This is a genomic window from Parabacteroides sp. (assembly GCF_977054455.1).
The window spans coordinates 19,144-44,343 of sequence record NZ_CDRTCT010000029.1; the positions used below are offsets into that span (position 1 = coordinate 19,144).

Here is a 25,200-nt window from a genome sequence, read left to right on the forward strand (position 1 = left end):
AAAAAATGATAGGGTATGAACATTGCACATAAATTATTGGTATATGCCTGTGCGGCCGGCGGTCTTTTGTTTGCCGGCTGTTCGGACGAATTTCGGACGGAACGCGACGATGGCGATGACAAGCCGATCGAAGAGAACTATTTCCGTCTGACACTTCATTGTCCGGATGCCAAGGCTCCGCTCACCCGCTCGAACCCCACCGGGGGAGAGAACGGGGACGGCTATGAGCCGGGACAGGACTACGAAACGCGCATTGATGATTTGATGCTGCTCTTTTACCGAGGGACGGATGGGATAAATTCGCCCGCCTCGACGCCGATCGACAAGATCATCTACCTCGACCGCGATGCCATGCTGGGCGATAACCGCACAGAACCGGTGCTGGTGGGACTGCCAGGCGGCTGGTACGACCTGCTGGTCATTACCAACACAGGCAACATCCGCCCGCAGCTCAAAGACTTGACGTTGGGAGGCGTGCGCGACTTCCTGCAAAAACGGGCTTGGATGGAAAGAAACGGCAAGTACTCCCGTTTCGTGATGGCTTCGGACGGCCATCTGGATGAGAAGGTTTACATCTGCGGTGACAATACGATCGACAACCCGGCTTCGGCGACCGTTGAGGTCGAGCGCCATGCGGCACGTATCGACTATCTTCCGGAGCACGATTACTTCGACGTGATGGACCGCATAGGCGGTGCTGCCCGCGTGTCGATTACCGGTGCCATGATCGTCAACAAGCTGGATGCCGGTTCGTATATGATCAAGCGTGTAATCGATGCCGCCCCTGACGGTAGGTTCGGCCCGGCAAACACGCTCGAATACCTTGGGCTGGAGCTGCCCGAATGGGGTGACCACCAGACGAACTACGTGCTCGACCCGTGGAGCCGCTATAAGACGATGGCGAACGTGAACAGCGAGATGTTCAATCCCAACTGGCCGGAGCGTCCCGCTTCGGACGGCAAACCGGTCGAAGCCCTCTATGAAAACTATTTTATGAGTTTCGGTACTTCGGCAGGCAATTGGCGTTTCACCGATGGCATGGGTGAGCGAGTGGGTGAGTGGTATCGCGTGGGCTACACGAAAGAGAACACGGTGGCGCGGGATGATCAGTCGCCTTACTATAGCACCGGAGTTGTGTTTAGGACATTATATGGCCCCAGAAAGTGCCTGTTCTACGATCCCGCTACAGGAGAGGCCGACTACCGTAAAGGGTTGGACGGCTCGCCGTTCACCTTCTTCGCTTTCGGGGGAGCGATTTACGGATCACCCGAAGCGGCGATGCTTGCTTTCACGGAAGGGGCTTTGGACGTGTCGGCCTATGATTTCACGGGCAAGACCTGGAATGACGTGCGGTCGCTGGCGTCGAGTTTGAAGGAAGGCGACCCGACCGGATACCGCCGTTTCCTTTCACGATGGTTGAAAGACAAGGATTTATCGCTTCGTCTGACTTCCGACGAAGCGTCTGCATTGACTTGGAAGAGTTATATGTACACGACATTCGGATATGCTTTACGTGCAGATGGCACGCCGCAAGTCAATCAGGGCGGCAAAGATACGCGCCGTCTGTTGGCACGCTATGGTTTGCATACCTATGTGGACGGTGTTTGCTTCTACACCCATTGGATCCGTCACTCCAACAACAACGCCCCGTCGAAGGGGATCATGGAGTATGCCATCGTGCGCAATAACGTCTACAAGTTGCGTATCCGCGACATTTACGGCTTGGGGAATGACATCCCTTACGAACCGCCGTTCGATCCCGAGCCCGAGGATCCGATAGACCCGGACGATCCTGAAGATCCCGACAATCCGGATCATCCGGACGAACCGGATAACATCGAGATAGAGGTGATAGTCAAGCCTTGGGGACCGCTTCCGGACGAGACGATTTATTTTTAAACAAAAAATAGGAGAACAATGAAATACCATAAGATATTATACCTTTTATTTCCGGTACTGGCGGTTCTCGGCCTCTCCGGACTGACTTCATGCGATTATATCCATGACGAACTTCCTCTTTGCCGGCACACGCTCCGTTTCGTCTACCGGCACAACATCAAACATGCCGACGCGTTTGCCTACGAGATGGTGAACCAGGAGCGTGAAAAGAACGTCCGTCTCTACATCTACGACTGCGACGGCAAGTACCTTTCTTCGCGATTGATCGAGGGCGACGAGTTGAAGAAGAACGAAGTGGACCTCAGCGAATTGGAACCGGGTGATTACCGCCTGCTGGCCTGGGCTGGGCTGAATGAGACGGATTACACCTGGACGGAGCCTGCCGCAGGTTCCTCCATTGACGACTTCCGCATGGCGGTGAAAGCTACAGAAAACCGGGTGGATCGCGAATTGTCGGGTCTGTTTCAAGGCGAACTCGACTATACGGTCCCGGTAGGCGGCGCGACCGACACCGAGTTTCCGCTGGTGAAGAACACTAACAAAATACGCTTCATCCTGATCGATGCCAACCGGGGTACGAAACTGGAGGAAGACGCTTTCAATTTAGTGGTCACCACTACCAATAGTGATCTTGACGCGCAGAATGAACCGCAATCCGCCACGCGCATCACCTGGTTGCCCTATCTGCAACAGGTGGAGACGGTCAAGTCGGCCGACAATGCAATTGTTTCCTATGATGCCGTCTGTACCGAACTGAATACGCTCCGCCTGATCGACAATTCGACCGGCACGCTGAGCGTCCGCTATGCAAGCGAAATAACGCCATTCATCAATGTCGACCTGACAGGTTTGCTGAAACTGACGCAGATCGCTTCGCACAAGTTGCCGGGACAGGAGTACCTGGACCGCCAGGACGAATATGTAATCACCGCCTACGTGGATATCGCCGGCGGACGGGCGCACTGCCTCTACGTGGTAGTGGACGACTGGATTGTCCGCCTCGAAGATGTGACACTTGGTAATGAGGAGATGGGATTATGAAAAACAGATTGAATCAATATAAGCGCTTGCCGTTGCTTGCCGGCCTGTTTGCCCTCATCGCCTTCGGATGCGTGAGCGGCGAACGGGGTGGAAACGGCGATCCCGACCTCCCCGAAATGGTGGAGGTGGACTTACAGGTGGGCGTTTCCGATGTATCGGGGTCGTTGCAGACGAAAGCGAGCGCCGATGATCTGAAACCTTTGGACGGCGAACTAATCCATTCGTTAGTGGTGTTTATCGTGGATGCGTCCGGCAAGGTGGAAAAGAAGTTCCAGCCGGATTTGAGCAACAATACGGGTGCACAAGCAGGCAATCTGGAAAACTGGAAGTCCGGCTCTTTTGAGGTCACCAGAGGAGTGAAACGGATTTATGCTTTTGCGAATTGGGAGTTGCTGAAGGATCACAGTTTTATTTCTACGGCAGAAGGAGTGACATTGGTACCTCCGGATATTGTCGAATGGGAGAATAACTCATTTGATCCGGTTAATAAAAAATTCCTGCCGATGAGTTTTTCCGAGACATGGACAGTCTCTGCGGGGACGAAAAAGATCGAGTTGGTTCGTTTGGTGAGCCGCATGAAAGTTTTTATAAGAAATGAAGCGGGACATGATATAACTATCAACCATTTAAAGATCAGTCCCTTCAATACGAAGTCTTATCTGTTTGGCAAAGACGGGAACACGATTTTGCCAACGACAGGAAACGAATGGAGTATTGTGGATATATTAGATAATGTATCGCTCACAACTACTACTGATGCTCAAGAAGCAAGCTCTGGCTGGATTTATGTGAACGAATCGGCAACGGATAATGGTTTTGAAGTGGCATTGGAAACAATTAGTAAAGGCACCTTTTCTCATGCTACAGATTTTCATGGTGGAACCAAACGTACCTCTTTCGTCAAACGGATCCCGCGCAATCGCGTTTGGAACTTAAGATTGGTATTTGCAAGCTATAAACTGACGTTGGGCATTGAGGGCGAGAATCCGCCTATCGGTGGGTATCCGGATGTAATGACAAATGTCGAAGAGGATACGAACTTAGCATGCGAGATATTCGGAGGCGGTCCGTTTACCCTCGAAATAAAAAAATTGGAATCGTTAGAAAGTGGTAATAATTATGATGTAAATAAATTGGCTTGGTCAATCGGCAATATTAACAATGAAAGTGGTTTGCTGGTCGGTACCCCCTTATTGACTATAAACGGTACAAAAATTACCGGCCGCATGGTTGGTGCTGCCACTGGCGACCAAGATTCTGCAACATTTATTCTGGAGGTGAGAAATACGGAAGAGAACCGTACTTTATCCTTTACAGTGACATTACGGTTTAAGGATATATTCGCTTCTTAAAATCTACTCGATAAGTAGCTATCCGGCTACTTATCGAGTAGATGCTTGTCTACATAGTAAGCAGTCATGCGTCTACTTACTAAATAGATTTCGGTTTGCTTACTAAGTAGATTTCACAATAAAAATAACAAATATAATAACTAAATTAAGAAAACAATGAAACGAAATAAAATAATATATGACAGATGGCTCCGGGTACTCTTCCTGTCGTTCACCCTGTTGGTCGGCGGGGGCGAACGGATGGCTTGGGGCCAAACGGATGATAGACCTTCAATAATACTTCAATATGACTTAAGCAAGCACGATAGTGTATTTGTTGATACAAAAGTTATTTATGTCGTACCTAATAGGGAACGAGTATTGTATATTCCGGAGTTGAGAATTAGCTTACAAACTGCCCATGATAGATATAATTGGTATGTTCATTGGTACATTAAAGGAAAAAATGGTAGTGCTCCACAAGGTCGAATTGCTTTTAAAGAATTTCAAACAACGAAGGATGAAGCGACTAATCAAGGAGGTGATTTTATAGAATCAAGTTATACTACAGAAAATGATTTTGTAAAAGCCAATTGTTCAGATGGAGGATTGGTTTGGTCTGCACGTTTAAAAGAGCATTTTCCTGACAAAGTTAAGAGATATGGAACAGATGCTTCAACAATTTCTTATACTATGTCCAATAATTCCTATACGGATGGGGATACGATTTATTGTGATGTTAGTATTTATAGAGATGGAAATATATTGGGTGATAATAGCTTTGAAAATGCAATTTATACAGAACCGACACTAACTAAACGAACTAAATACATTATTAAAAACGCACAAGAATGTATAACAAAAATAGAGAACAAAGAAATAGAAGAATTTAAGTTTGATTATCCTGCAGAAAGAACAGCAGTAAACTTTGATGGAAGACAAGACAATAAAAATAAGTCATTAAACTTTTCTATGCCATCTTTGCCCAACAATTATTTTTGGAAAAAGTCAGATGGAACGATTGTTCAAGGAAATCAGTTTGAATACAAAGTAGTAAATGGAAAAACGTCTGACTATAAAGTGTTTGGTTTGGTTACTCGTCCTGGCAATATAATCCCTTTTCAACAAACACAAAGACTTTCTTTGGATGATTATCCGACTGAAGGAGAGGATATAGAAGTTCTTGTACGAGCTACGGATCAAAATGGAAACAAAAGTGGAGAATTGGCTAAATTCATATTTCATCCTCTGCAAGGTGTTGGTTTTGAATTAGAAAAGAATATAAAAGATAAAGATGAACGATTTCCAAGAAGAAATAAAAATAAATATAGAAGAATAGGTTGGGTGAATTTTGATTTAGGTGAACCAGTAAAAGAATTAAGTAGTAAGAGTAGTAATGATAATAATATAGCGACTGAACCTTTTGGTTTTTTTAAGGATAATCATACAACATATGGTTTTTTCAATAAAAAGGTATCACCATTGCTTACTAAGGTGACATGGGATGCCATTCAAGAATATGTTTCTACTAGCAATCAAAACATATATGGATTATTTAGAAGTGCAAATGTAGAAGATAAAATTTCAGAGAATTTAAATTTTATCAAGGAAGGAGATTGGTACTATCGCTATACTTGGATTCCTGCTACAGGTAGTGGTAATGATAAAAATCAGTACACTAATACCCCTTTATACGATCGTACTTATCATATATCCCAAGATCCAAAAGACCCCATAAATGCAGGGAAAGAAAAAAATGAGTTAACTCCTCAATATGGACATTTCTATTATATAGATGCATCTAATGAACCTGGGACTATAGTTAAAATTCCGATAGATGGGACAATTTGTTTTAATACGGAGATAACAGTAACAGCCTGGTTGGCAGATATGACTCGGGCTAGTTTAGTAGATAAGACTGAAGTTAATAGAGGGAAGTATCCATTAGCACCGAATATTAATATCTATTTAATAGGTAAAAATAAAGATGAAGAAGATGTTGTTATTCACCGTTTTACCTCAGGAGATGCTTTAGTTGATTATTCAGAAACAACTGCGAATAGTGATTATTTTGACAAAGACGGAACTACTAAAGCAAAGCGAAATAAGAACTTAATGCAATGGCAGCAATTATATTATTCTTTTGTTTTACAACATAATGTTGAATATGAAAATTATTATCTTGAAATTCAAAACAACGAGCCCCACACCGACGGAGCCGACTACGCCATTGATGATATTCGTATTTTCAAAACAATACCGGATATCCAAGTCGTTCAATCAGGAGATCCATGTGATGAAAAGATAAAAACGGTGAAGTTTAAATCGAATTACAATATGCTGTTGTCTAATTTCGGATTGACAGCTAATACAGAAATCGGTGAAAATGAAATTCCGCTAACCTATGCTGAGTTTGAAAAGCTGTCGGAAGATCATTTACTGAAAAAGTATTTAAAGAACAAATACAAGACTCAAAAAAATATAGAAGATGCTCTAAAATATTTTACTACCATTTATTATGCAATTTATGAAGTAAGTGATAACACTGATGCGGAAGGTAGACCGATACCGAAAAGTGAACCAATAACAATCAAATACGGTAATCAAGAAAGCACTTATCGTACATCTTATCTCTCAACCCGTCTGGAAGATATGGCGTGGACTACATGGTCTGAAGAGTCATCTAGTGGTACATTTAAAGCAGATGACGGTTATATAACCTCTGCCAATGTATCCATCAACGGAGAACTTATAGCTAATAAGACCTATATAGCTCGAGTGTCTGAAACACCAATAAAAGGAGATGATTTAGAATGTAAAACTTGTTCATTCTACAATTCTTTTGTTTTGGAAGGTGTTGGTGATCGTATTATTGTAACTAAAGATGATCAATCTGTTGATATTAAAAATATTAAACCAGGAGAGTCATACAATGTAACCGGCACATTAAAATATAATCTACCAGGATCGGATGAATTGCTTCCTATTGAAAAACCTATATTTAACTGGTATTTAGGCACATGGGATGAATTTGTAAAACCTGGAACAATCACTGTTGGGACTGAAAGCTATTCTATTATGGAAGCTTTTAAAGCTGCTTTCCATGATATGAATAATACTAGCGTTAGTAGTGCCATAGAAAATGAATTAAAAAGCAAATTAGGAGAATATACTGATAGTAAAGAAGGACGACTGATATTGAATAAGACATCTTTTGATTTTTCCTTGCCTACCGGCAAAAATATGCAATGGGGAATCATGCTCCCCCGAGCCAAGCAAAATAATATACCGGAAAATGCCGTAATATGCCCTGACCCCCACGAATTCCTTTTAGGCGGAACACCTCCGACCATCGATCCGGGTGATCCCGACGTACCGGATCCTGAAGATCCCGATCCGGACGATCCCAAAGACCCTGATCCAAAAGATCCAGATGATCCGAACAAGCCGGATGAGAATCCATTTGACGGTTCACACGTCCGTTCTGTACGTGTCGGTTTAGTACAAATACAGGATATGCAACAAAATTCCGGTACACTACGTATTCCGATTCATGCCCGTACATCATTGGATGATGAAGAATTCGCAGTAGATAATACTAAAACAGATATTATTGTCTACAAGACTTCGGATAAGGATTGGGATTTAAAACCCACTTCCCCTAAGGTTGTTGCTACTTTGGTGGAACTTGCCGATGACGTAAAACCTATGGATTGGAGAAAGCACTATTTCAAAATCGAGTTTACCGAGCAAGCTAAAGCATTCAAAGAAGGCTTTTGGTATATGGTAGGAATACCTTACATGGTGATTAATAAAAATACTAATGCAAAGAAAGAGTATGGCGACCGTGTTTTCATGCTCACCCTCAAAATCGTCCCCGAATACGTGACGTGGGTGGGAAGCGCAGAAGGTATGCACAACTGGAACAATGACGGACCGAGCCATTGGAGACGGTCTAATGATGGTGAGCTTTATACAACAAATATTGCAAGTGCAAACGGTACACATGATGATGCCTACACCCCGATGCGTTTCACGAAAGTGACGGTTGCCAATAATGGTGCTACCCCATATTTTGCATATCCATATTTATATGAATTGAAGAAAAACACCGGCAATCAGACAAAAGATCCTAAGAACGTCTTATTGAATATGGCTCCGGCAAGTATGGATGCAACTATCGGTGCCGCCACCAAGAATATCGAGTATGATTTGCTTGCCGATCCGGATTATGAAAAGGAATTATTCAAATCTGAAGACGAGTTTACCAATCCGGATAAGTCGCAAGGCCATTCTTACTCTTGTGTCCGCTTCTACGGCAACACCTGCGATGATATCTACATCAAACCCGAATCGGAAATCCTGCATACGGAATACCTGACCTACAACACGGCTCATGTAGATTACGAAATGGAATCGAACCGCTGGTATATGCTCGCATCGCCCTTGAAAGGCGTGGTGTCGGGGGATATGTATTTGCCGACAGGAACAGGTTCTCCAAAGATTGGTAGTTATGCACGCCAGGAAACTCCGGCCTTCGATAAGATCAACTACGATAACACAAACTATACCCGTTGGAAACCAGCCGTCTATATGCGCGGATGGGATAAGACAACGGCTACGGTGGTTCGTCCCGATGGTTCTACAAGAGTTAATTATGGAATTGAAGGCCGTTGGTCGAACCTGTATAACGATGTAGATGTTCCCTTCACACCGGGTACGGGATTTTCGATTGGCACAAAGACGGCTGGTAGTACTACTAATAAAGTGTTGTTCCGTCTGCCCAAAGCTGATAACGAATATACATATTATGGTAGTACGAATGGTAACGGAGACAAGACAACGTTGACCGCCCATCGTACCGGCAACGGCCGTTTCTATATCAGCCCTGATGAAAAAGGTCAGAATGCCGTTACGTCTTGTTTGGTTCCCTTTACCGGTGGTATGTTCGGTAACCCGTTCATGTCACATCTGAATATGAAGAAGTTCTTAGATGACAAGTCACAAAATACTTACTATATCATGACCTCTACAGGTACGACTACTAATATTCTGGGTAATGAATATTCCATCTCGACAAGTGATGACGCAGATCCTAACTTTGTTGCCCCTCTCCAATCATTCATCGTGAAGGATCTACCTACTGCCACTTTCACCACCGCCATGATTGCGAAAGCCCCGACAACCGGAAAACCAGGTTTGCGTTCCGCCACCTCCTCCCCTGCCGATGAACCTCTGCCGCAATTGCGTATCACCGCTACCCGTGACGGTGTTCGTAATACTGCCGTCGTTGCCGGTCTTGTCACCGCATCAGACAGCTATGTGGAGGGCGAAGACGCCGCCTTGCTGATCAACGAGGAAGTAGCTGCACCGCAAGTTTATACTCTTGCCGGCAACCAGATGACGGCTATCAACGTGACGCCGGAACTGGCGGAGATCCCGCTCGGTATCTACGGCAAAGACGCGACCCCGGTAGAGCTTAGCTTCAAGGTGTCGGGCGCCATGAAAAATGTGAAGTTGGTGGACAAGCAGACCGGTAAACGCTATGACGTGACTGACGGCTTGACGCTGACCGTTCCGGGCAATACCTCCGGACGTTACGTATTGAACGGTTCGATCGCCACCTCCAACGAGATCGTTGCCCGTAACCGCATCATCTTCTACAACAGCGCACCCGGACGGATCGATATCTCCTCCGTTGACCTGCTGAACGAAGTGACGGTTTATGACGTTTCCGGCCGCGCCTTGCGCACCTTGCGTAACCTGAACACGCCGACCACCTCCGTCGACCATCTCGCACCGGGCATCTACGTCGTCCGTGCCGAGAGCGGTTCGCAGGTCGTTAGCGAAAAGGTTGAGGTGAAGTAAGCTGCCGAAAAGGATTAAGAATTATATAAAGAGAACACGGAACATCCCGGAAAATAAACCGGAGAAGTTCCGTGTTCTTGTTTTTAATAGACCTGTTATGACAGTTCCATTGCTCTGTTTACAGCATACTTAACGTAAGTTCGATATAACCAAATAAATATCTGCCTGAATAATAGGAATATAACGACAAAAGTGTTAATTCTATAGTCTCAAAACAACATTTAAACGATTACCGCTATGTTCTCAGAGGCTAAAGATCTGTATACGAAGTTTTCTGCAAATCATCTGTCACTCTATCACTATGAAGATTGTATCCATTGATATTCAAGTGTTATAGGAAGTGATACATGGCGTTTTTCTCTATCACTACAGTGTCACTCCTCTATCACTCCTGAACATAGCATTTTTATCATGTAATTGAAAAACAGCACATTGCCTTCTCTTGCTTTTGAAAAAGCATCTAAAAAAAATCAAGCAAACAAATGCAAAAACGAATGTAATAGGTGTTAAATCGGCAAAATACGGTTCTTCATACCACAAAAGACTTCTCTTTTTTTGCAAGAAACAAGCACATAATCCCGCAGACACCCCCATGTCGCCACCCTTTACACCCGGGTGTACCGGCTCTCCACACCCGGGTGTAAAAAGGAGCAACAGGGGAACGTCCGGCAACTAAAGTGCCTTGCCGGATCACGAAAACTACTTGGTTTTACATATTTTATAGTCGTTTTTACATAAAATAATCGAGTCATTTGCAGGAGTGAGAATGAGGCGCTTGTTGTTCGTATTGTTTGCAATATGCTTATATACAGTTATATATAAACGAAATACATGTTTTCCATCAAATTACCTGTAATAGGGTAGTGACACTGTTGTGATACTTTAGTGATAGAGAAAACAGGTATGTATCACTATGGAATAAGCTGAATATCAATTGGCAAAGAGGTATCAGTGATACAGTGACAGAGAAATGGAAAAACTTATATTGTAAGATTCCTTTTTGGTATATTTCATACGATTTCCGAATTTTGGTGCGGTTGCCACGAAGTTGTTGAATGAGCAGTGTCCGGAGTGTTCAATCATTTATTTCGTTATATCGAACTCACGTTACTTACTTTTTTTCGAGATCTTCGATTCTTTTCACCAAAACATCGATCAGGCGGGAGTTTGATTTAACCAACTCTCGCAGATCTTCACTGTTATCCACATTAACGATACTGCTGTCGCGGGTAATCCATACCCGACCGTAATCTCTTTGCGAGTTGTTATAAGTATCTCCGCTTATTTTTGTGAAAAGTTCCGTAGCAGACATATTGAGGACTTCTGCTATTTTATTCAAGCGGGTAAGTGTAAGGTCTGTTTCTCCATATTCAATTTTGCAATATGCACTTGTCGATAAATTGAGTTTTTCGCTCATTTGCTCTTGCGTAAGATTTCTTTCCATTCGCAATAAATGAAGACGTTGCCCTACCAATTTCTTTAAGTCAGCTGTCATATCGTAAAAAATTGAATAATATTTATTTAATGTCGGGCAAATGTAATAATTATTGTGGACATATCCGATTTTGGCATTTGTTATTTTTCTTATTTTATGGATGTACCTGAACGGTTGAACATGAATCCGGCGTTATTGCCGTCAAAAGGATTTATGGTCTTTTCATTTAGGAGTACGGGCTAAAGGGCGGACTCAATTGCCAAAACGTTTATTTGACGTACGGTTGTAGTCGGTTTGCCGTATTATTCTACGGATGGATTGGGTTTGAACATGTGTATTCTTTTTTGATGTCGAGAGGTAGAAAACCTTGTAGTCCGCATAGCCGTTTCGAGAGTCAGTAATAAAGCATCCTGTTTATTATTGTTGAATTTTTCCGGCCCTTGCCCCGTTCTTTTTTATTATTTCGGCAATATTTCGTATATTTACAGCCTATTATGGCTTATGAGCAATTGCCGCAGAGCCTGGGATGATGCAAAAGATTTGGATAGATATATGAGACCGGAAGATATTACTGAACAGGACGATAACGAAGAAATAAAGGATACGGAAGAACAATCGGTTGCTGATGGGGACAGGGATGAAACTGTCGGGACGGAAGCAAGTCAGGAGACACATTCGGAATATAAGATACCGGGCAAATCGGAAAGTCGGGTGTCTTATCATTTGTCGGGGATGTATCAGGATTGGTTCCTCGATTATGCCTCCTATGTGATTTTGGAGCGTGCCGTTCCGCATATCAATGACGGATTGAAACCCGTACAGCGTCGAATCCTGCATTCTATGAAGCGGTTGGACGACGGGCGTTACAATAAGGTGGCGAACATTGTCGGACATACCATGCAGTTCCACCCGCACGGCGACGCTTCCATCGGTGATGCACTGGTACAGCTCGGACAGAAAGACTTGTTGATCGATTGCCAGGGGAACTGGGGTAATATCCTCACCGGCGACGGTGCGGCGGCTCCGCGTTATATCGAGGCCCGCCTCTCCAAGTTCGCGCTGGAAACGGTTTTCAATCCGAAAACGACTCTCTGGCAACTTTCCTACGACGGACGAAACAAGGAGCCGGTGACGCTTCCTGTCAAGTTCCCTTTGCTGCTGGCGCAAGGTGTGGAAGGGATCGCGGTGGGGCTTTCTTCCAAAATACTGCCGCATAACTTCAACGAACTTTTGGATGCGTCCGTCGCTTATCTGCGGGGGGAAGAGTTTACCCTGTATCCCGATTTCCAGACCGGCGGATATATTGATGTCTCGAAATATAATGACGGTGAACGCGGCGGTTCCGTGAAGGTGCGTGCCAAGATCACGAAACTGGACAACAAGACGCTTGTCATCAGCGAGATCCCATATGGAAAGACGACCTCCACCTTGATCGAATCGATCCTGAAAGCAAACGATAAGGGAAAGATCAAGATCAAGAAAGTGGATGATAATACGGCCCGCAACGTGGAGATACTCGTGCACTTGGCTCCGGGCGTCTCTTCCGACAAGACGATCGATGCGCTGTATGCTTTTACGGATTGCGAGATCAGCATTTCGCCGAACTGTTGCGTCATCATGGACAACAAGCCGCATTTCCTGACGGTGAGCGATGTGCTGAAACATTCGACCGACGACACGCTGCACCTGCTCCGTACCGAACTGCAAATACAAAAAGGGGAACTGGAAGAATCGCTCTTCTTCGCCTCCCTGGAAAAGATATTCATTGAAGAACGTATCTACAAGGACAAGGAATTTGAAGAGGCGAAGGATATGGACGAGGCGGTTGCCCACATTGACAAGCGCCTTGACCCGTTCAAACCGCACTTCATCCGCGAAGTGACCCGCGAGGATATCCTGAAACTGATGGAGATCAAGATGGGGCGCATCCTTAAGTTTAATACGGACAAGTGTAATGCGACCATTGCCCAGTATCGGGAAGACATTGCCAAGATCGACGACCATCTGGCGCATATCGTCGATTATACGGTCGACTGGTTCATGATGCTGAAAGAAAAATACGGCAAGAACTATCCGCGCATGACCGAAGTGCGCAGCTTCGACACGATCGAGGCGACCAAAGTGGTCGAGGCGAACGAGAAACTGTATATCAACCGTATCGATGGATTTATCGGGACTGGCTTGAAGAAAGACGAATATGTCTGCAATTGTTCCGACATCGACGACGTGATCATCTTTTATCGTAGCGGTAGCTACAAAATCGTGAAAGTCAGTGAAAAGATGTTCGTCGGAAGGGATATCCTTTACCTCAATGTCTTCAAGCGGAACGACAGCCGTACGATCTATAATGTGATCTACCGGGACGGGAAGGCTGGCTATAATTATATCAAGCGTTTTGCCGTGACAGGTGTGACGCGTGACAAGGAATATGACATTACCAAAGGAACGGAAGGTTCGCGCATCCTTTATTTCAGCGCCAATGCCAATGGCGAAGCCGAGACGGTGAAGGTGATCCTGAAACCGAAACCCCGCCAGAAGTTGCTTGTCTTTGAAAAGGATTTCAGCGAGATTGCGATTAAGGGGCGCGGTTCTATGGGGAACATCCTGACAAAGGCGGAAATACATAAGATCAGCCTGAAGCAGAAAGGAAGTTCGACATTGGGAGGCCGTATGGTCTGGTTCGACCGCGATGTATTGCGCCTGAATTACGATGGGCGCGGGGAAGAGTTGGGCGAGTTCCAGAGTGAGGATCTGATCCTGGTGATCCTTCAGAATGGCGATTTCTATACGACCAACTTCGATCTGAGCAATCATTACGAGCCTAATATATTGAATATCGAGAAGTTTGATGCGAATAAGGTCTGGACGGCCGCCCTTTATGATGCCGATCAAAAGTATTACTACCTGAAGCGTTTCCAGCTGGAGGTCGGAAGCCGTAAGCAGAACTTCCTCGGCGAGAATCCGAAGAGCCGCCTGATGTTGTTGACTGATGAGGCCTATCCGCGGATCGAGGCGGTGTTTGGAGGGCATGACTCTTTCCGTGAACCGTTGGTGTTGGATGCGGAAGAATTTATCGCCGTGAAAGGATTCAAGGCGAAAGGAAAACGTATTTCGACTTTTGATATAGAAACGATCAACGAACTCGATCCCGTCCGTTTTGCCCCTACGTTACAACCGCAGGAGCAAAATGGTGGCGATGAAGAGAATACGGATTCCCTTGCCGGGGAATTGCCCTCCTCGCAAGGGAGCAACTCGGATATTATCGACGAGATTACCGGGCAAATGAAACTTTTCTGAATTGAAAGTTAGAAATTAAAAATTAAAAAAAATACATGTCGGCTTTCGGTTTCCAATTTTCAATTTTCAATTTCCTTTTTCTGGCTTTGCCTCTGATGGCTCAGTCCGTTGAGGACGAAGCGCCCCGCTCGGTCAACGAAAGCACGATGGTCGGGATTGGCGGTTATAACTTGCGGGATACCTATCTCTCGCCCAGTACGGACATCAATTATACGGGTTGGGTGGCGCGTGTCCTCAATGAACGGATGAAGGTCGTGCGGCTGGCAGACTATCACGTGTCCCGCCAGCAACTGATCAACGTGGAGTTCGGTTCGACACGTAACGGCGCGGAGACGGCAAACGAATATGCCGGATTCGTGGATTACAGCTTGGGTTATCATTACCGTTTTCCGCAAGTGCTGCCCGGATTGAAGGCCTTGGCCGGAGCATCCGCACGCCTTGCGGGTGGGTTTATCTATAATACGCGTAACAGCAATAATCCGGTTTCCGGCAAGGCGGACTTCGACGTGAACCTCTCGGCCATGGCAATCTATAATTTCAAGATCAAGGACTTCCCGCTCACATTCCGTTACCAGGCGGAGATACCGTTTGCCGGCGTGCTCTTCTCGGTGCATAAGGGCGAGCCCTATTATTTCTTGACACAAGGCAGCAAGGACGGGGTCGTACGGTTCAGTTCGTTCCATAACAAGTTTGCGATGAGGAACTATTTCACGCTCGATGTGCCGGTGTCCGGCTTTACAGTCCGTGTCGGCTATCTGAACAGCATGTATCGGACGGATGTGAACGGCATTAAGACGCATGTTCTCTCCAACTCGTTTATGATCGGGCTTGTGAAAGAGTTCGTCTCTTTCGGAGGCAAGCGTTTGAAGAGCGAGCGGCATCGGTACAAAAGTGCGGTGTATTTTTGAATGCCGGGGGATTATCTTCCGGCAAAAGATATAAAATTAAAATCATGAAAACAAGCATTATACATTGCCTTCTTCTCTTTTGCTTCCTGTTCTCCGGTTGCGAGAAAGCGACGAAATATAACTCGTCTCCCCGTGAGAACTTCGAGGCGCTTTGGCGTATCATGGACGAGAACTACTGTTTCTTTGCCTTCAAGGATGTGGATTGGGACGACGTGTACGACCGCTACAACCTGCTTGTGGGAGACACGATGAATCAGTACGAACTGTTCGATGTCCTCGGCAAGATGCTTGCCGAGGTAAAAGACGGGCATACCAACCTGATCTCTTCTTTCGACATGTCCCGTTATTGGGCTTGGTATGAAGATTATCCGGCCAACTTTTATAAAGAAATACAGGACAATTATCTCGGTACGGACTATAAGATTGCCGGGGGAATGAAGTACAAGCGTTTGGCGGACGATAAGATCGGATATGTCTATTACGGCAGTTTTTCGAGTGGCGTAGGTGAAAACAACCTCGATTATATGTTTGCGTATTTCAAGGAATGCAAAGGGTTGATATTTGATGTGCGCGACAATGGGGGCGGCTCCATGCTTTATTCCGACCGCATCGCCTCGCGTTTCCTTAAGGAAAGGATTCTGACGGGTTATACGCAGTATAAGAAAGGAAACGGGCATAACGATTTTACCCAGCCCAGTCCGGTCTATCTTTCCCCGTCTGACCGTACCTGTTGGCTTTATCCGGTCGTCGTGTTGACCAATCGGCATTCCTACAGCACCACGAACGATTTTGTCAATGTGATGCGTCTCCTTCCGCAAGTCACGGTCATGGGCGACCGTACGGGAGGCGGTAGCGGTTTGCCTTTCAGTTCGGAATTGCCGAACGGATGGAGTGTCCGTTTCTCGGCCTGCCCGGTCCTGGACGTGAACAAACAGCACACGGAGTTCGGAATCGATCCGGATATTGCGGTAGCCATTACGGGAGAAGATATTATGAAAGGGCGGGATACGATCATAGAGGCGGCGATAGGGTTGTTGTTGGCAAAAAGCGATTCGGCAGAAGCGAAAGCTGCGAAATAAATAAAAGCTAATCTCTACCGTGTTGCGTAATGGTGAGGTCTTCATTATATACGGCGCCGAATGGTTGGTCTTTTGTTGAACCTTAAAAAGAAGCGTCCGGATGAAAGGATGAGGAAAACGAGCCGGTTTCGCCCGCGTCCAAAAACAGCAACTCCCCGTCGTTGCCGGCTGGGGGTTGCTGATGTATGCTGCGGTCTCCTGCTTTTGTTAGCGTGGGAAGGGATCAGAAACGTCTTTTCTTGCGGGCGTCGCGTGCGGCGGCTGTCCGTTTCCACGGGCGGTCGTTGTCGCGTTCGTCTTTGCGGAAGGTGCGGTCCGAACGGTCGCCACCCCGGCGTCCGCCCTCTTTGCCTCCGTCTCGTTTGCCCTTGTAGCCGCCTTCGTTCCGGCCATAGCTTCGTTTGCCGCCACGTCCTTTGCCGTCACCTTCGCCCTTCTTGCCCTGTGCAGGTTCGACGGAGATGCGGCGTCCGTCCACTTCGAACCCGTTCATGCTGTCCATCACGCGCTGTGCTTCACCCTCTTCCACTTCGAAGAAAGAGAAGTTGTCGCGCAGGTCGATCTTGCCGATGCGCACCTTGCCCGGCACGCATTTGTTGACCAGTTCGATCAGTTGGTTCGGATAGAGCCCGTCGGCCTTGCCGAAGTTGAGGAAGAAGCGCGAATAGCCCTCTTCGGCCGCATACGCACGGCGTTCGCCCCGTTCACTGCGGGCAGCGCGTTCATCCACCTGCTGGATCTCGTCGGCATCCTTATAGTAGTCGATCATACGGTTGAACTCCAAGGAAACGACACGCTTGATGATGTCCTCCTTGTCCAACCATTCCAGCTTGCGGTATATCTGGGGCATCAGGGAGGCGATCTCTTCTTCGTTCACCTTCACCTTTTCGATCTGGTCTACGAGGTTGAAAAGCTGCTTTTCGCAGATCGCATGTCCGGTAGGCATTTCGCCTTTCTCGAACTTCTTGTTGATGATTCGTTCGATCTCGCGTATCTTGCCTTTTTCCTTCACGTGGCAGATGGAGATGGAGATACCCGTCTTTCCGGCACGGCCCGTACGTCCGCGGCGGTGCGTGTAGGATTCCACTTCGTCGGGCAGGCCGTAGTTGATCACGTGTGTCAGGTCGTCCACGTCCAGGCCGCGGGCAGCCACGTCGGTGGCGACCAGGATCTGTATGTTCTTGACGCGGAACTTCTGCATCACGTAGTCGCGCTGCGCCTGGCTCAGTTCGCCGTGCAGCGAGTCGGCGTTGTAGCCGTCCTGTATCAGTTTGTCGGCGATCTCCTGCGTCTCCTTGCGGGTGCGGCAGAAGACGATGCCGTAGATGTTCGGGTAGAAGTCGGCGATACGTTTCAGGGCCAGGTACTTGTCCTGCGCACGAACCATGTAGTAGATATCGCGGATATTCTTGTTGCCTTCGTTCTTGTTGCCGATCACGATCTCCTTCGGATTCTTCATGTACTTCTTCGTGATGGCGGCGATCTCTTTCGGCATGGTGGCCGAGAAGAGCAGCATGTTGCGGTTTTCCGGCACTTCGGCAAGGATGGCATTGATGCTGTCGGTGAAGCCCATGTTGAGCATCTCGTCCGCCTCGTCCATGATGACGTTCTTCACCAGGCTGAGGTCCACCGTCTTGCGGTTCATCAGGTCCAGCAGGCGTCCCGGCGTGGCCACGACCACGTGCACACCGCGTTTCAGCGTCTTGATCTGGCTCTCGATGCTGGAACCTCCGTAGACCGGGAGGACCTTCAGGTTGTCGATATACTTGGAGTAGTCGTTCAGGTCGTCGGCGATCTGCAGGCAGAGCTCGCGGGTAGGACAGAGTACGAGTGCTTGGGGCTGATATGTAGTCACATCGATTTTTTGCAGGATAGGAAGGCCGAAAGCGGCTGTCTTTCCCGTACCTGTCTGCGCTAATGCGATTACGTCGTTGTCGTCTCCCAGTAGGAAAGGAATCACTTCCTCCTGTACCGGCATGGGCGATTCGTAGCCCATTTCTTGAATTGCCTTCAGTATTGGTGCGGCAACTCCTAATTCTTCAAATGTTTTCAAAATGTGATATATGTATATATAATAAATTCAGAGTGGGGACAAAGATACGCAAATAATTCGGATACCGGTTAGTTTAGTATGATATCTTTTAATGTATCGCGCTCTTTTTCCGTGAGATGCAACCCGTTTGACAGATATTTGTCGGTCGAACCGTACTCTTTCTTTATCTTATGGAAGGCCAGGTCCAGCCATGTCTCGTTTGCACCGAGCAGCACGGTGATGGTTTCCTGGGCGTCCGTATTGAGATTGCGTGCCATATAGGCAAGGTGGCTCAGGTCTATATGGTTGTTCGAAGCCATATAGTCCTTCATGATCGTTTCTTCTGGTACGTCGAGAGCCGTCAGCAGCATGGCCGTTAGGAAACCTGCGCGGTCTTTGCCTAACGAGCAATTCACGAGGATCGGGTAGTTGTCCTTGTCGAGGAAGACTCTCAGGGCCTTGCCGAACTGTTCGCTGTTGTCCGTCACGTAGCTGATGTATGTATCCTGCATGTACACGAGCCCGTCGCCTTTGCGTATGCGCCCTTCTTCCAGGCGTCGGGCGATCCGGTCTTTGCCTTTTACCGGGATCGGGATGGAGATGATGTTCGCTCCTGTATATTTTTCCGGGGCGAGGGCTATTTCGTCTTCTCCCCGGAGGTCGATGACCGTTTTGATCTTCAGGTTGTCCAGCCGGATGGTGTCGTTGCGGCTAAGCGACTTGAGCTCGCCCGAACGGAATATCTTGCCCCAGCCGGTCATGCGGCCCCCGTGTTCGCTGAAATAGCCTCCTATGTCGCGCAGGTTCTGGACGCTGTCCATCTGTACCGAGCGGGCGCCGACGGTGTGGTAGTATTTGTCGTTGAACGACAGGAGGAAGTATTTGCGGGTGATGTTGTCGTTCGTGATGTAGGTCACCCGTCCGTCGTTGATGTCGGCGTAGCTGCACGGTCGCGACATGTCGAAGGAGTTGGGGGTGTCGGATACGTAAAGTTTCATCACTCCGTCGGTATGGGGGTCCGTTTCCCATTTGATAATATAGTTGCCGATATCGTCACGCAGGCAGATGGCGCGAATCTCAGGTGCTCTGCCGGAACTGCATCCTGACAATAAGGTCACACTGGTGAACAAGAAAAGAATCCGTTTCAATATCATATTTCTACTACTCATGTAAAGCAAAGATAGTGAAAAACATGTGTCTTTACACCCCTTTATCTTCCCGGTTAATGATATTTAAGACTGGGAGAGGTAGGAGGCTGCAAATTCTTTAGAAATGTAATTGTCGTAGCTGCGGCAGACCTCGGTGGCCAGATCGATCCCGCACCGGATGATGTTCGCCCACGTCTGTTGTGGCAGGGTGGCGAGGTCGCGGTGGCGGACATTATATTTTAACAGACCGTAGAGGAGGCCTGCATTGAAGTTGTCGCCGGCTCCGATCGTGCTGACCGGGCGGATGGCGGGCGAATCGAAATGACGGCGCAGGTCGCCGTGGTAGAGGTTCACGCCTCCGGCTCCGTGGGTGGTGATGAAACGGTCGCAGTAGAAACGGATATGGTCGGTGTAGACCTTTTCACTGTCGGCCTCCCCGAAGATATTGAGGAAGTCCTCGTCCGAGCCGCGTACGATATCGGCATATTCGAAGTTCTCGAGCAATGTCGGGGCGAGGCGTATCGCTTCGTGGGCGTGCGCCTTTCGGAAATTCGGATCGTAGTAGAGGATCGCCTTGCGCTGGCGTGCATGGTCGAGGAACTCCGACATCCGCTCCCTGAGCGCGGGGTTCAGCGAATAGTAGGAGCCGTAGATGAAGATGTCGTCTTCGTTGATCTCCGGCAGGGGCACGTCGAGGCGTTGCTTCGGATAATCCTTGTAGAAGGTGTAGTCGGCATTGCTGTCGTCGTCCAGGAACGCGAGCGAGATCGGGCTTTTGCCGTCCGGGAAACGGTCGACATAGCGGGTGGAAAGGTTGTTTTCCTTCATGAAGTCGCGGATGATGTCGCCGACGCGGTCGTTGCCCACTTCGCTGATGAAGGAGACGGGCACTCCGAGGCGTCCTAACGAGACGAGGCCGTTGAAGGTCGACCCGCCGGGAACTGCCGTATGGGGTTGGTTGTTCCTGAATAGGATGTCGAGAATGGTTTCTCCGATGCCGATTACCTTCCTCATGCTGTTTATTGGTTTCCGGTTTTACACTGTTCGCGGCTTTTCGAACCCAAGTAACCGCCGTGATGCCGTTTGGCATAGTCGGGATAGCCGAAGTTGATGCGTTTCATGGTTCCGACTACCAACAAGTCGCCTATCACCGTCATGACCGTGGTCGATGTGGTGGGGGTGAGGCCTAAGGGACAGACTTCTTTCGGCGCACCGGTCGGCAGGCAGATCGTCGCTTCGGCTGCCAGTGGGCTGTCGGGGTTGCCGGTGATAACGATAAACTGCATCTCCGGTACGAGGCCGCGCGTCAACTCCACCAGTTCGAGCAGTTCGCGTGTCTTGCCGGAGTTGGAGATGAGCAACATGACATCGTTCTTGCGGACAATACCGAGGTCGCCGTGCTGCGCTTCGCTGGGATGCAGGAAGTAGGCGGGCGTGCCGGTCGAGCAGAAGGTGGTCGCGATGTTCATGGCGATCTGCCCGGCTTTGCCCATACCGCTGGTGATCAGGTTTCCGCCGAGTTCGTGCACATGCTTCACAATGAGTGTCACAGCCTCTTCATAGCCGCCGGTTATCGGAATATTGCGTACTGCTTCAGCCTCTTGTTGCAGAATAGACGAGATTGCTTCGTTTATCATAGCTTTTAAAATGATTCTATATAGTGTTATGAACTTAACAAAGTACAAAAGTATCTATTTTAATGATACCTGCACATGGAATGACCTATATTTTTGTAGCTTTATTGGGGTTTGACGAACCCTATTGGATTACGGAGTTTGTTGTTCTGTTTGTTTTTCTGTGCCAGTTGCGCCAGGGCGAGGTAGATCTCGTCAAATTTTTCTTCATTTTCTTCTGTGATGTCTTCTAACGCCTCGATCCGGTCTTTTAGTTCTTTGAGCAGGGGCGAGGGAGTGGAGTTGAGCAGGTATTGGCGCATGGCGACGAAAGCACGCACGATCTGAATATTGACGGAGATGGCTTTTTCACTATTTAAAAGGCCCGCTAACATCGCTACCCCGTGTTCTGTGAATGCATAGGACGGTTTCCGCGTTCCACCCCAACTTGATATTCCATTTTGGAATATCAAGTTAAATTCTTCTTTTGTCAATTGGAACATGAAGTCTTCCGGGAATCGATTGATATTCCTTTTGACTGCTTTGTTGAGGTTAGAAGTGGTTACTTCGTACATTTCGGCCAAATCCTTGTCTAAGATAACTCGGAAGCCTCTGATCTCGTAAATCTTACTCTGTATCGTTCGTAATTCCATAGTAAAGGAGTTTTAATTTGAGGGCCAAGGTAGTTAAAAAAAGTCTGTAAACAAATATTTATTGTACTTTTGTGCCCTCTAATGAATGGATAATGGAAAAAGATTACTTCTCACATATTTTACCGAACGGTTTGCGTCTCGTACATCTCCCTGCTTCTTCCCCGGTGTCGTACTGCGGTTTTGCCGTGAATGCCGGGACACGGGATGAGGAGGCGGACGAGTTCGGCTTGGCTCACTTTGTCGAACACATGATCTTCAAAGGGACGGAAAAACGCAAGTCCTGGCATATCCTGAACCGGATGGAGAATGTGGGAGGGGAGCTGAACGCCTATACCACGAAGGAGGAGACTTTCGTCTATTCCATCTTTATGGAGGAACATTTCCGGCGGGCTTTCGAGCTGCTGGCCGACCTGGTGTTTCATTCGCAGTTCCCGGAGCAGGAGATCGAGAAGGAGGTGGATGTGATCCTGGACGAAATCAATTCGTATGAGGACAGCCCTTCGGAACTGATCTTCGATGAGTTCGAGAATTTGCTGTTCGACGGCCATGCGCTGGGACATAACATCTTGGGGGATGAACAGTCGCTGCTCGGTTTCGGCAGCGAGTCCGGCAAGTCGTTTATGAGGCGGTTCTATGCCCCTGAGAACATGGTGTTCTTCTCGATGGGCCGGATTCCGTTCAGGAAGATCGTGCAGATGGCGGAAAGCACCTTGTCGGATATCGCTTTCCCGATGGCGGCGCGTAACCGGACGGCACCCGGTGAGATTCTTCCCGCCAGCCGCCAGATACATAAAGATACCCATCAGGCGCATGTGCTGATCGGAGGACGGGCATACAGCATGCACGACGAGAAGCGCCTGCCGCTGTTCCTGCTGAACAACCTCTTGGGAGGTCCGGGCATGAACAACCGTTTGAATGTCTCTCTCCGTGAAAAGAACGGGCTTGTCTATAACGTCGAATCGAACGTGACCTCTTATACCGATACGGGACTGGCAAGCATCTATTTCGGGACCGATCCGAAGAACAAGGAGAAGGCGATCAGGCTCGTCCATAAGGAACTGGCGAAGCTGCGCGAGGTGAAACTGACCGCAACCCAGTTGGCGGCGGCCAAGAAGCAGGTGATCGGGCAGTTGGGCGTCTCCGGCGATAACCGGGAAGGCCTTTTCTTGGGGTTGGGCAAGAGCTTCCTCCATTATAACCGCTACGACACCCTGCCGGAAGTCTTCGCCAAGGTGGAAAGACTGACCGCCGGAGAGATACGGGAGGTCGCCAATGAGGTCTTTGCGCCTGAACGGTTGTTCAGCCTGATCTATCAATAAGAAGCGTTTACCAGCATTCCGCCTTGTCCTTCAGCTCCGGCAGCTTGTTTTTATCGAATACCGGGCTCTTGATCCCGCTACGTTTCTGTGCCCTGTAATCGTTCAGCAGCAGGAAGGCCTGCTTGCTCAGCAACGAGATGGCGACCAGGTTGCAGATCGTCATGAAAGCCATCATGATGTCTGCCAGGCTCCAGGCGAGTTCCAGGCTTGCCAACGCTCCGAACATCACCATGCCGCCGACCGCCAGGCGGTAGATGTAGAGCACGCTTTTCTTCGGCGTGATGAAACGGATGTTCGCCTCCCCGTAATAGTAGTTCCCGATGATGCTGCTGAAAGCGAACAGAAAGATCGCTACGGCAACGAATATCCCTCCGGCTTTTCCCACTTCGAGCGTCAGAGCATGCTGTGTCAGTTGCACCCCGTTTACCGAACCGTCCAGCGGCGCCCCGCTGAACAGGATGATAAAAGCCGTGCAGGTACAGATCAGCAGGGTGTCGGTGAAAACACCCAAGGTCTGGATCAATCCCTGTTTGACCGGATGCGTGACGGATGCCGTAGCCGCTACGTTCGGAGCCGATCCCATACCGGCCTCGTTGCTGAACAGACCGCGCTTGATCCCTTGCATCAGGGCGGCGCCGACTGTACCGCCTAACGCCTGTTCCCATCCGAAAGCGCTGCCTACGATCAGCTTGATGACGTCCGGCAGTTCCGTGATGTTGAACAACACGATCCCCAAAGCGAGCGCCACGTATCCCAGTGCCATCGCAGGGACGATCACGCTGCTCACTTTGGCTATTCGCTGGATTCCTCCGAAGATGATGGCAAGCGTCAGTACCGTCAGTATCGTACCGATCACTGCCGGATCGAACCCGAACGAGCCCTGCATGGCGGCGCAGATCGTGTTGCTCTGTACAGAGTTGAACGCGAAGCCGAAGGTGACGGAGATCAGGATGGCGAACAGTACGCCCATCCAGTTCAATCCCAACCCGTACCGCATATAGTAGGCCGGCCCTCCGATGAAGGAATCCTTCCCTTTCCGTTTGTAAAGCTGTGCGAGCGTAGACTCGACAAATGCGCTGGCCGAGCCTAAAAGGGCGATGATCCACATCCAGAACACCGCTCCCGGACCTCCTACGGCGATGGCTGTGGCCACCCCGGCCAGGTTGCCTGTCCCGACACGGCTGGCGAGCGATACGGCGAATGCCTGAAAGGATGAGATGTGTTTGTCTCCCTCGTGGGCTTTGTTGGCGGAGTCGCCGAGTACGCGTATCATCTCCCGGAACATACGGAACTGGACAAAACGGGTTTTGAAGGTGAACCGGAAGGCGCATCCCAACAGCATGATAATTAAAACATACGACCATAGGAGGTCGTTAATCTCGCTGATCCAGTTGTTCAGTATTTCCATTTTGGCAGTTTATCGTCTTGATAATTACGTGAATATTAAGCTACAAACCTAAAGAAAATATTTTGTATGGACAAGAATATCCGGATAACCGTACTGAAATATATCTTAATATGCCATATCTTTATCGCTCTCCCGGCTATTATTCTGTAATATTTAAATTCAGCACTCA

Annotated in this window: 15 protein-coding genes; 8 read left to right on the plus strand and 7 right to left on the minus strand. The window is 48.1% G+C overall.

The window, feature by feature from the left end; translation table 11 throughout:
* The first annotated feature begins 15 nt into the window (after window positions 1-15).
* The 4 genes from ACW6QF_RS14660 to ACW6QF_RS14675 all read left to right on the plus strand — a co-directional run bounded on the left by ACW6QF_RS14660 (window position 16) and on the right by ACW6QF_RS14675 (window position 10,139).
* Window positions 16-1,899 carry an Mfa1 family fimbria major subunit gene (locus ACW6QF_RS14660; protein WP_456088361.1) on the plus strand — a complete coding sequence of 628 codons (1,884 nt, stop codon included), beginning with the start codon at window positions 16-18 and terminating at the stop codon, window positions 1,897-1,899.
* Window positions 1,900-1,917: 18 nt separating this feature from the next.
* A complete protein-coding gene (locus ACW6QF_RS14665; RefSeq protein WP_298550075.1) occupies window positions 1,918-2,940 on the plus strand; it encodes a FimB/Mfa2 family fimbrial subunit in 1,023 nt (340 codons plus the stop codon).
* Window positions 2,937-4,292 carry a hypothetical protein gene (locus ACW6QF_RS14670; protein WP_456088362.1) on the plus strand — a complete coding sequence of 452 codons (1,356 nt, stop codon included), beginning with the start codon at window positions 2,937-2,939 and terminating at the stop codon, window positions 4,290-4,292. The genes ACW6QF_RS14665 and ACW6QF_RS14670 overlap by 4 nt, the downstream gene beginning before the upstream one ends.
* Before the next feature lie 156 nt (window positions 4,293-4,448).
* Entirely contained in the window at window positions 4,449-10,139 is a 5,691-nt protein-coding gene (locus ACW6QF_RS14675; RefSeq protein ID WP_456088363.1) for a T9SS type A sorting domain-containing protein, read from the plus strand.
* Window positions 10,140-11,250: 1,111 nt separating this feature from the next.
* On the opposite strand, the gene ACW6QF_RS14680 is transcribed toward ACW6QF_RS14675, so the two are convergent.
* Window positions 11,251-11,634, minus strand: coding sequence for a helix-turn-helix domain-containing protein (locus ACW6QF_RS14680; protein ID WP_298553866.1), 384 nt, complete (start codon window positions 11,632-11,634; stop codon window positions 11,251-11,253).
* A gap of 492 nt (window positions 11,635-12,126) precedes the next feature.
* Between ACW6QF_RS14680 and ACW6QF_RS14685 the strand changes: the two genes are divergently transcribed.
* The 3 genes from ACW6QF_RS14685 to ACW6QF_RS14695 are packed head-to-tail and all read left to right on the plus strand — an operon-like array spanning window position 12,127 to window position 16,858.
* The gene (locus ACW6QF_RS14685) at window positions 12,127-14,871 is read left to right on the plus strand and encodes a DNA gyrase/topoisomerase IV subunit A (protein WP_456088364.1); all 2,745 of its coding nucleotides are present in this window, start codon (window positions 12,127-12,129) and stop codon (window positions 14,869-14,871) included.
* Between the two features lie 35 nt (window positions 14,872-14,906).
* A complete protein-coding gene (locus ACW6QF_RS14690; protein ID WP_456088365.1) occupies window positions 14,907-15,779 on the plus strand; it encodes a DUF3316 domain-containing protein in 873 nt (290 codons plus the stop codon).
* Window positions 15,780-15,823: 44 nt separating this feature from the next.
* Entirely contained in the window at window positions 15,824-16,858 is a 1,035-nt protein-coding gene (locus ACW6QF_RS14695) for a S41 family peptidase (RefSeq protein ID WP_456088366.1), read from the plus strand.
* Between the two features lie 223 nt (window positions 16,859-17,081).
* Here the strand turns inward: ACW6QF_RS14695 and ACW6QF_RS14700 are convergent, their stop codons facing one another.
* From ACW6QF_RS14700 to ACW6QF_RS14720, 5 genes are all read right to left on the minus strand, one after another.
* The gene (locus tag ACW6QF_RS14700; protein WP_298554137.1) at window positions 17,082-18,854 is read right to left on the minus strand and encodes a DEAD/DEAH box helicase; all 1,773 of its coding nucleotides are present in this window, start codon (window positions 18,852-18,854) and stop codon (window positions 17,082-17,084) included.
* Window positions 18,855-18,979: 125 nt separating this feature from the next.
* A complete protein-coding gene (locus tag ACW6QF_RS14705; RefSeq protein WP_456088390.1) occupies window positions 18,980-20,044 on the minus strand; it encodes a tyrosine-protein phosphatase in 1,065 nt (354 codons plus the stop codon).
* Window positions 20,045-20,122: 78 nt separating this feature from the next.
* A complete protein-coding gene (locus ACW6QF_RS14710; protein ID WP_456088367.1) occupies window positions 20,123-21,052 on the minus strand; it encodes a carbohydrate kinase family protein in 930 nt (309 codons plus the stop codon).
* Window positions 21,053-21,057: 5 nt separating this feature from the next.
* Complete coding sequence (locus tag ACW6QF_RS14715; RefSeq protein ID WP_298554140.1) at window positions 21,058-21,675, minus strand: SIS domain-containing protein; 618 nt, start codon at window positions 21,673-21,675, stop codon at window positions 21,058-21,060.
* Window positions 21,676-21,776: 101 nt separating this feature from the next.
* Complete coding sequence (locus ACW6QF_RS14720; protein ID WP_456088368.1) at window positions 21,777-22,304, minus strand: ORF6N domain-containing protein; 528 nt, start codon at window positions 22,302-22,304, stop codon at window positions 21,777-21,779.
* A 92-nt stretch (window positions 22,305-22,396) separates the two neighbouring features.
* Here ACW6QF_RS14720 and ACW6QF_RS14725 point away from each other — a divergent pair, with 92 nt between their 5' ends.
* Complete coding sequence (locus tag ACW6QF_RS14725; protein ID WP_456088369.1) at window positions 22,397-23,623, plus strand: M16 family metallopeptidase; 1,227 nt, start codon at window positions 22,397-22,399, stop codon at window positions 23,621-23,623.
* A 7-nt stretch (window positions 23,624-23,630) separates the two neighbouring features.
* Here ACW6QF_RS14725 and ACW6QF_RS14730 read toward each other — a convergent pair whose 3' ends face one another.
* Window positions 23,631-25,031, minus strand: a complete 1,401-nt coding sequence (locus ACW6QF_RS14730) for an alanine/glycine:cation symporter family protein (protein ID WP_456088370.1) — start codon at window positions 25,029-25,031, stop codon at window positions 23,631-23,633.
* Window positions 25,032-25,200 lie beyond the last annotated feature (169 nt).